Raw genomic sequence first — 8,535 nt, forward strand, 5'->3', positions numbered from 1 at the left:
AAGCCGTTGGACCCTCATATAGTCCACACAGGGCTTTTACGCATCATGACCACATCAGACCTCACCCTCTCCCCGACCGCGGCCCAAAGGCTGCATGACCTCAGCAAGGCCGAGGGTCATCCCGTCATGCTGCGCGTGGCGGTGGAGGGCGGCGGCTGCTCGGGCTTCCAGTATCAGTTCGACCTGGTCAGCGAGCCGCAGTCCGACGATCTGCGGGTCGAGCTGGACGGCGCGGCGGCCCTGGTGGACGAGATGAGCCTGATCCTGCTCAAGGGCTCGGTGATCGACTATGTCGACGAACTGGCCGGCGCAGAATTCCGCATCCGCAACCCCAACGCCAAGTCCAGCTGCGGCTGCGGCGTGAGCTTCTCAATCTAGCGCTCCCGCGCCCAGTTGCGCCGTTGCTGGATCAGGAACGACCAGAGGCCGAGCCCGCCCAGGGCCGCCAGGGCGACGCCCCCCAGGAACACCACCAGCTCATACAGCCCGCCGCCCACCGAGGCGGCGTGGATCGGATAGACCGCGTTCTGGAACCGCGCGCCGGGGCCGAAGGCCTGGGCGTCCACCGTGCCGATCACCTTGGAGGTCGCCGGGTCGATATAGACCAGGGTGCGGCCGTTGGGGTGCCACTCGGCCGGCTGCTTCATGCGGATGGCCGCCGGCGCGCCGGGCTTGGCCGGCCAGCTCGCCAGCCGCAGGGTCGACTGGGGGAAGGCCGCCTGGGCGCCGGCCAGGGCCACGGGCCAGTCGATGTCCCCCTGCCCCGCCTTGGGCGGTTTGGGCGCCTCGATGCCGCCCGGCGCCAGCCTGGTCACGATCGCCTTGCTGGTGTCGTTGAAGATGATCATCCCCCCGGTCAGGCACAGGACGAGGACCGGCAGGGCCATCAGGACGCCCAGGTCCCGGTGCGAGGACACCAAGTCGCGCCGCGCCATCGACCTGGGCCAGACCCTGCCCGTGAAGCTGCGCCAGGCCGGGAACCAGACGATCACCCCGGTCAGGCACAGCACGGCGCCGGCCAGGCCCGCCACCCCCACCACGATCTCGCCGCTCTCCCCGGCCAGCAGCCGGTGATGCAGCTGGAAGACCCATTGTTCGACCCGCTCGGTGTCGGTCCAGCGGGCCAGGATGGCGCCGTCGGCGGCGGCATAGGCCATGCCGTCCTTGGGGTAGGTCAGCCGGTGGACGCCGATATGGGGCCCGGCGAACATCATGCTGCGCGGCGTGCCCTTCGCCTCCACCACCTCGGCCGCCGCGCCCAGCAGGGTTGCGGACGGCGTCACCACCATCCGCGCCTCCGGGACCGTCAGCTTCACCCAGTCCTCGCGCAGCACCAGCAGCGAGCCGGTGACGCCCAGGATCACCAGGATCAGCGCGAGGATCGCGCCGGCCCAGGCGTGCAGGGTGCGGACCAGACCCATCAGAAGGTCTTCACGATCCCGAGGGTGACCGCGCGGCCCTGGCCGGCGAAGTAGCGGGCGTTGTCGGTGGGGTTGGTCGTGTCGCTGTTATAGGTGATGTACTGCGCGTCCAGCAGGTTGCGGACGCCCAGGCTGACCACGCCGAAGGGCGCGTTCCAGGCCGCCACCGCGTCGAGCAGCTCATAGCCCTCGAAGGTGTTGGCCACGGGCTGGCCCTGGAAGCTGCGGGCCTCGAAGAACTGCCCCTGCAGGCGGAAGTCGAAGTCGCCGTAGCTGGCGTCGGCGGTGAGGGTCAGGCGGTCGGGCGAGATGTTGGCCCCGTCCAGATCGGCGTCGACCCGGCCGTCGCCATTTGTGTCGGTGCGGCCCTCCAGGTGCGAATAGGCGCCGCCCAAGGTCAGCCAGTCGTTGGCCGCCCAGCGCAGGGTGGCCTCGACGCCCTCGATCTCGGTGCGCTGGCGCTGCACGTCGAAGGTGCCGCCGGTGTTCAGCACCAACAGGGCGCCCTTGTCCGACGACGAGGTGAACCAGGCCAGGGACCCGTTCACCGGCCCGCGGGTGAACTCGACCCCCAGCTCGATGTTGTCGGAGACCACCGGGGCGACGTCCAGATAGGTGTCGATGTCGCGGCCCGGGGTGTTGATGGCCCGCAGCACCCGGCCGACGTCGGGCATGGTGAAGCCCTGGGCATACGAGGCGTAGGCGGTCACGCCGTCGAGGATGCGCACCGTGCCGCCGACATTGCTCAGCACCTCGGTGAAGCTGGGCTCGCCGCCGCTGACCTTGGTGTTGCCCGACGAGGCCAGCGTGGTGAAGTCGCCGACCTCAAGGGTGGCGTTCTCCTGCCGCACCCCGGCCGACAGGTGGATGCCGTCGTCCCACAGCGCCTGGTGGACCTGCAGGAAGGGCGACAGGCTCTTATAGGTGGTCTCGGGAACCCAGACGCGGTTGGTCAGCACCAGTTCCTGATAGGTCTTGTCCTTCAGGCCATCGAGCCCCACCAGCACCTTTAGGCCCGGCAAGGCTTCGAAGCCGCGCTCGTAGTCCAGCTTGAAGCCCTGCTTCTGGGAATTGTTGGCCGACTGGTCGAACAGAGTGTTGATCGGCGCGATCCGCACGTCCTGGAAGGTCCCGGTGATCGAGCCGCCGAATACGCCGTGATAGTCGTGGGCGAAGGCCTGGGCGGTCAGGGCGCCGCCGAACAGGTCGCCGTCCTTGTAGGTGATCGCCGCCGAGGTGACCTCGTTAGCGGTGGGCAGGCCGGGCTGGACGCCCTTCACGGCGCTGGCGGGCCGGCCGGTGGCGCGGCTGCCGGTGACCAGCACGTAGTCGTCACCGCCCTCCAGCTCGAAGTGGTTGACCATGGCCTCCAGGCGTCGCTCGTCGCCCAGGTCGACCCCGGCCTTGCCGAACAGCGACCAGCTGTCGGAGTTCTGCAGCTCGCCCTGGGTGGCGTCGATGCCGATGCGGCGGCCGTCGGCGTCGAAATAGCCGCCCCGGCGCTCATAGGAGGCCCCGGCCGTGAAGTCCCAGGCGCCGAAGTCGCGGCCCACCAGGCCTGCGGCCTTGTAGCCGAAGCTGTCGTTCAGATTGCCGTCGTCGAAGCTGGTCTGGGCCAGGACCTTGCCGGTCCAGCCCTGCTCGGACTTGGGCGTCGGCGCGGTGACGTAGTTGATCACCCCGCCGGTGGCGCCGACTCCCTGGATGGCGTTGGAGCCGAACACCACCTCGACGCGGTCGATGAAGAAGGGATCGATGGTGAAGCCGTCGCGGCTGTCGTCGCGCAGCGGTGTCGATTGGGGAACCCCGTCCACAAGGTAGAGGGGCGAGCGACCGCGCAGGGTCTCGCCGGCCCCCGACAGCTTCTGCCGGGTCGGCGAGAAGGACGGCACCAGGGCCGAGACCGCCTCGACCGCGCTCTGCGCCAGGGCCTGCTGCAGGCGCAGATCGTTGGCGCCGATGATCTGGATCGTGGAGGGCACGGTGGCGCGCGGCGCGTCAAACCGCATGGCGGTGATCACCAACTCGTCGACCGCCTTGTCCTCGGGGATCACCCCCTGAGCCTGGGCCGGAACGATCGCGGCCAGGAGGGCGAGCGCCGTCCCTCCGAAAAGGGCGTTGCTCAGGAGTCTCATAGGGCGTTCCGTTTTGCGATTAAGTCTCAGTCGCTCAAATGGCAGAGCCGGCGGAGTTGGTCAACTGATGCTCGATTGACTCATGCCTAGCTATTCATCCACATGGGTGAATGAATGCCAACCCGCAGCTCGACAACACCCTCATCGCCCTCGCCGACCCCACCCGGCGGGCGATCCTGGCGCGGCTGACCCAGGGCGAGGCCCGCGTGACCGAGCTGGCCGCCCCCTTCGCCATCTCGCTGAACTCGGTCTCCAAGCACATCCGCATGCTGGAGCGCGCCGACCTGGTGGTCCGCAGGCGGGCCGGCCGCGAGCACCTGCTGACCCTTAACCCCGCTCCCCTCGACGCCGCCCAGGCCTGGATCGAGACCCACCGCGCCCTCTGGACCCAGCGCCTCGACGCCCTGGACGCAATCTTCGAGGCCCAGGACAAGGATTCCTCCCGATGACCACCCGCACCGTCACCGTCACCCGCCGCTTCAACGTGACGCCCGAGCAGCTGTTTGACGCGTTCCTCGACCCGGCCATCGCGGGCCGATTCATGTTCGCCACCCCCACCGGCGAGATGGTCCGCGTGGACATCGAGGCCAAGGTCGGCGGCGCCTATACCTTCGTCGACCGCCGCGACGGCGAGGATATCGAGCATGTGGGCCAGATTCTGGAGCTGGACCGGCCGCACCGCCTGACCTTCCAGTTCGCCGTGCCGAAATACGATCCCACCAACACCACCGTGCGCCTGGACATCACCGCCGACGGGATCGGCAGCGTGCTCACCCTCACCCACGAGGGCGTGGACGACGCCTATCTCGAACAGACCGGCAAGGGCTGGGCGATGATCCTGGAGAACGCGGTCCAGGTGGTGGGCTAGAGCATTTTCCGATAGGTGTGAAACGTCTATCGGATCGAAAAATGCTCTAACTTTTTGAATTAGAGCCCTTTTGATCCGATCTGACTGAAGCGGTCAGATCGGAAAGGGCTCTAGCGCCCATCTCCGCAACCAGGCGGGGCATGAACGCCAGCGGCCAGGCGAAGAGCACGAGATTAGGCAGGAACCAGGCGGGATCGTACGCGCCCAGGATGGCCCAGTAGCTGATCGCCATCAGGCCCGCGACCGAGGTCAGGCTCAGCGACAGGAGGGCCAGCGGCCGCCAGCGGCCGTCGCCCCGCGCCGAGGCGGCCACCGCGGCAAGGCCGAGGACGGAAAAGGCCAGGTCCAAAGGTAGGAAGGACCAATTCCACGCGACCACCTCTGGATGGTCATAGTGGGCGTACATCCAGTCTCGGGGCACATCGACAAGGCCGATCTGCAGCAGCCCGGCCAAGGACCAGTAGAGGATCATCACCACATCGGTGACGGCCAGGAGCAGCGCAAGCCTGCGGGACATCTCAGCGGCCCCCCGCGATCAGCCGGCTCAGATAGGCGCCGATGTCTGCGGTGGCCTGCGCCTGCGCCACGGCAAGGCCGTCACCGATTTCTTTGGTCAGCGCCAGGCGAAGGCCGAGACCGTCCACCACCGCCATCAGCAGAGACGCTTCGCGGCGCATCTCGTCGGGGTCGCGGCGGAAGGGGGCGACCAGGGTCTCCAACAGGTCGCGCCACTCGCGATAGCGCCGGGCGTTTTCCGCAGCGAGATCCCCGCTGGCCGAGGTGGCGCTCCAGAACCCCTGCCACACCTTCCATTCGCGCAGGCGTACGGCGTCGAGAGGCAGGGATTCGAGCACCACCGCCTCCAACCTCGCCGCATCGCTCCCAGCGGCGGCGGCGGCCTGGGTCATGCGGAACGCCGCAGCGTAGTGCGCCGACCGCAAGGCCTCCACCAGCAGGACGTCCCGGCCCGAGAAGTAGTGGGTGACCGAACCGGTGGTGCAGCCGGCCTCCGCCGCGATGCGCCGCAGCGTGGCCGCGCCCAGCCCCTCCCGCGCGATCACGTCCAGGCTGGCGTCCACGAATTCCGAGCGCTTGGACACGCTATCGACAACCCTTGGCATGGTGACTCCTCGAAACATAACGTATGTTATATAACGTGCGTTATGTCAACGGAGTTGTCGGGTCGCGGCGAACCCCGCCGGGGTAACGGCGATCAGCCTGGAATGAACTGAAGGATCGCCACCAGCACTGTCAGCCAGGCCAGCGGCGCGGCCATGGCGGCCCAGGCCAGCGGTTCCCGATCCCGCTTGAACAGCACCCAGGCGCCGAACGGTCCGATCAGGCAGACGATCCAGAACAGCACCATCATCAGGAAGGCCAGCCACGCCAGCGGGTTGAGGATGTTGCCCTCGTGGTCGAACACCAGCGGCGAGAACAGCGCGCCGACCGCGCCGAACGGGGCCAGGATCAGGCAGGCGCCCGTGGCCACGCCCATCCAGATCATCCGCGCGCGACGCGAAAGCGGCCGTCTTTTCCTGATAGCCCCCGACATGGGCGCAAGGTCCCCATCCAACCCCCACCCGTCAAATTGAATCGCCGGGCGAGCGGTCATAGGTCGCGCGTCAGGCTAGCGCGCGCTTGTTCGCGGGGCGGTCGAAGGGCTAGACCGGAACACCATCTCCACGCCGAAGGACGCCCATGAAGATCGCCACCTGGAACGTCAACTCGGTCAACGCCCGCCTCGAGACCGTGCTGCGCTGGTTCGAGGAGGTCTCCCCCGACGTCGCCTGCCTGCAGGAGATCAAGTGCGTCGACGAGAAGTTTCCAACCGAAGCCTTTGAACGGCTTGGCTATAATGTCGCTGTCCACGGCCAGAAGTCCTACAACGGGGTCGCCATTCTCTCCAAGACGCCGCTGGAGGACGTCCGCAAGGGCCTGCCCGGCGACGACGGCGACGAACAGGCCCGCTACCTGGAGGCCGTGGTCTCCGGCCCCAATCCGGTCCGCGTCGCCTCCATCTACCTGCCCAACGGCAACCCCATCGACACTGAGAAATTCCCCTACAAGCTCAATTGGATGGCGCGCCTCAACGCCCACGCCCGCGAGCTGCTGGCCTTCGAGGAGCCTCTGGTCCTCACCGGCGACTTCAACGTCATCCCCGAGCCCCGCGACGCCGCCCACCCGGAGAACTGGACCAAGGACGCCCTCTTCCAGCCGCAGAGCCGCGAGGCCTTCCGCGCCCTGAAGTGGCTGGGCCTCACCGAGGCCTTCCTCACCGTCGACGGCGCCCCGGAGAGCTACACCTTCTGGGACTACCAGGCCGGCGCCTGGCAGCGAAACAACGGCATCCGCATCGACTTCGCCCTGCTCTCCCCCCAGGCCGCCGACAAGCTGCTGGCCTGCGTCATCCACCGCGACGTGCGCGGCTGGGACAAGCCCTCCGACCATGTGCCGGTGGTGACGGAACTGGATCTCTAGCGCCATGAGCCGCCGCGCCTTCATCCTCGGAGGTTCGGGCCAGATCGGCCGGGCGGCGGCGCTCAACCTGCTGGCGGCCGGCTGGCGCGTCACCGTCGGCCAGAGGCATGGCGACCTCCCCGACGCCCTCCAGGGCCGCGTCGCGGTCACCGTGCTGGACCGCGAGGACGACACAGCCTTGCGCGCCGCGCTCACCACACCCTTCGACGCGGTGATCGACACCGTGGCCTACAACGCCGTCCACGCCCGCCAGTGGCTGGCCCTGCAGGACCGCCTTGGCGCCCTGGCGGTGATCTCCACCGGCAGCGTCTATGTGGACGATGCGGGCGCCACCCTGGGCGACGGCGCCCGCTACCCCGTCCCCCTGCGGGAGGACCAGCGCCGCGCGTCCCCCGGCGACACCGACTACTCCACCAACAAGGTGGCCCTGGAGGACGAACTCCTGGCCGGCGCCCGTGTGCCCCTGAAAATTCTGCGCCCCTTCGCCGTCCACGGCCCGGGCAGCCGCGCGCCGCGCGAATGGTGGTTCCTGGCCCAGATCCTGCGCGGCGCGGAAACCATCCCCCTCGCCTTCGACGGCGCCAGCCGGTTCCACACCACCGCCACCGCCAATCTCGCCGAACTGACCCGGATCGCCCTGGAGCTGCCGGGCGTCCACCTGCTCAACGCCGCCGACCCCCAGGCGCCGACGGTGGCGCAGATCGGCGCGCAAATCCTCGCCGCCATGGGCTCGAACGCGACGCTCGCCCCCTTCTCCGGTCCGCCCAAGGGCTGGAAGGGCCGCACCCCCTGGAGCATCGAAGCGCCGCTGGTGGCCGACATGAGCGCGGCCGCCGCGATCGGCTACCGCCCCGTAACCGACTACGCCGCCGCCGCGCCCGCCCTCTGCGCCGCCCTGGTGGCCGAGGTGCAGGGCAAGGACTGGCTCACCGCCTTCCCGGGCCTGGCGGCCTATCCGCCGCAGATGTTCGAAGCACCGCCGGCGAAGAGCTGAGCAGCCTCCGCTCCCTTCGCGGGACCCATCGGTCTGACGATGCTTGCCAGCGCGATTTCGGGCGGCGATCCGGTTTCCACTTCGCCTGAAATCGCTCTAGCGTCGCGGCATGAACGATGTCGTCCGGCTTCTGTTGATGTTGGCCCTGGCCGGAACCGCCGTGACCTTCGCGGGCTCGGCGGCCATCTGGTTCTTCGACGAGAACCGCCGCATCGGCCGTGCGCTCAAGCGCGTTCTGAAGGGCGAGCCTGAGGCCGTCCTGGTGGCCCGGGGCCGCGGCCGCGGTGTCGGCGTCAACTTCGCCACCGGCCTGGCGGCCGTCGCCTGGGACTCAGGGGCCTGGTGCCTCGTCTACCGCATCGACGAACTGATGGGCGCCGAGCTGATCATCGACGACCAGGTCGTGGCCCGCGCCCATCGCGACGAGCCGCGCCGCGCCCTCGACCAGCGGGTCAGTCATGCGGCGCGCGTCACCCTGCGGCTGATCTTCGACGATCCGCAGCATCCCGACTTCGAACTGGACCTCTGGCTGACCGGCGACGAGAGCCGCCGGGTGGCCGCATCCCCCGGCGCCGCGGTGCTGGAGGCCAACCGCTGGCTGGCCCGCGCCGAGGCCATCCTGCGCCGCCCCCGCGCCCT

General features: G+C 68.8%; 10 protein-coding genes and 1 pseudogene. 6 read left to right on the forward strand and 5 right to left on the reverse strand.

Annotated features, from left to right (window positions below; translation table 11 throughout):
* The first annotated feature begins 45 nt into the window (after positions 1-45).
* Positions 46-378 carry an iron-sulfur cluster insertion protein ErpA gene (erpA, locus tag AAC997_RS12030; protein WP_215339752.1) on the forward strand — a complete coding sequence of 111 codons (333 nt, stop codon included), beginning with the start codon at positions 46-48 and terminating at the stop codon, positions 376-378.
* Here erpA and AAC997_RS12035 read toward each other — a convergent pair.
* Both AAC997_RS12035 and AAC997_RS12040 read right to left on the reverse strand, forming a co-directional pair.
* Entirely contained in the window at positions 375-1,421 is a 1,047-nt protein-coding gene (locus AAC997_RS12035) for a PepSY-associated TM helix domain-containing protein (RefSeq protein WP_340645938.1), read from the reverse strand. The genes erpA and AAC997_RS12035 overlap by 4 nt on opposite strands.
* Complete coding sequence (locus AAC997_RS12040) at positions 1,421-3,556, reverse strand: TonB-dependent receptor (protein ID WP_340645939.1); 2,136 nt, start codon at positions 3,554-3,556, stop codon at positions 1,421-1,423. Before AAC997_RS12040 ends, AAC997_RS12035 begins: the two co-directional genes overlap by 1 nt.
* A gap of 110 nt (positions 3,557-3,666) precedes the next feature.
* Between AAC997_RS12040 and AAC997_RS12045 the strand changes: the two genes are divergently transcribed.
* Both AAC997_RS12045 and AAC997_RS12050 read left to right on the forward strand, forming a co-directional pair.
* The gene (locus AAC997_RS12045; RefSeq protein ID WP_340645940.1) at positions 3,667-4,005 is read left to right on the forward strand and encodes a metalloregulator ArsR/SmtB family transcription factor; all 339 of its coding nucleotides are present in this window, start codon (positions 3,667-3,669) and stop codon (positions 4,003-4,005) included.
* Positions 4,002-4,424 (forward strand): SRPBCC domain-containing protein, encoded by a 423-nt coding sequence (locus AAC997_RS12050; RefSeq protein WP_340645941.1) that lies wholly within the window; start codon positions 4,002-4,004, stop codon positions 4,422-4,424. Before AAC997_RS12045 ends, AAC997_RS12050 begins: the two co-directional genes overlap by 4 nt.
* A 46-nt stretch (positions 4,425-4,470) precedes the next feature.
* Here AAC997_RS12050 and AAC997_RS12055 read toward each other — a convergent pair whose 3' ends face one another.
* From AAC997_RS12055 to AAC997_RS12065, 3 genes are all read right to left on the reverse strand, one after another.
* On the reverse strand, positions 4,471-4,941 hold the full coding sequence (locus AAC997_RS12055) for a DUF5360 family protein (protein WP_340645942.1): 471 nt from the start codon (positions 4,939-4,941) through the stop codon (positions 4,471-4,473).
* Between the two features lies 1 nt (position 4,942).
* On the reverse strand, positions 4,943-5,545 hold the full coding sequence (locus tag AAC997_RS12060; protein ID WP_340645943.1) for a TetR family transcriptional regulator C-terminal domain-containing protein: 603 nt from the start codon (positions 5,543-5,545) through the stop codon (positions 4,943-4,945).
* Positions 5,546-5,637: 92 nt separating this feature from the next.
* Complete coding sequence (locus AAC997_RS12065) at positions 5,638-5,919, reverse strand: hypothetical protein (RefSeq protein ID WP_340645944.1); 282 nt, start codon at positions 5,917-5,919, stop codon at positions 5,638-5,640.
* 203 nt (positions 5,920-6,122) lie between these two features.
* Here AAC997_RS12065 and xth point away from each other — a divergent pair, with 203 nt between their 5' ends.
* The 3 genes and pseudogenes from xth to AAC997_RS12080 form a co-directional block, all read left to right on the forward strand.
* Positions 6,123-6,902, forward strand: coding sequence for an exodeoxyribonuclease III (gene xth / locus AAC997_RS12070; RefSeq protein ID WP_340645945.1), 780 nt, complete (start codon positions 6,123-6,125; stop codon positions 6,900-6,902).
* 4 nt (positions 6,903-6,906) lie between these two features.
* Positions 6,907-7,896 carry an NAD-dependent epimerase/dehydratase family protein gene (locus tag AAC997_RS12075; RefSeq protein ID WP_340645946.1) on the forward strand — a complete coding sequence of 330 codons (990 nt, stop codon included), beginning with the start codon at positions 6,907-6,909 and terminating at the stop codon, positions 7,894-7,896.
* A gap of 109 nt (positions 7,897-8,005) precedes the next feature.
* A pseudogene (locus tag AAC997_RS12080) lies at positions 8,006-8,535 on the forward strand (hypothetical protein); the annotation flags it as partial.

Source organism: Phenylobacterium sp. (assembly GCF_037968635.1).
Lineage (GTDB): Bacteria > Pseudomonadota > Alphaproteobacteria > Caulobacterales > Caulobacteraceae > Phenylobacterium.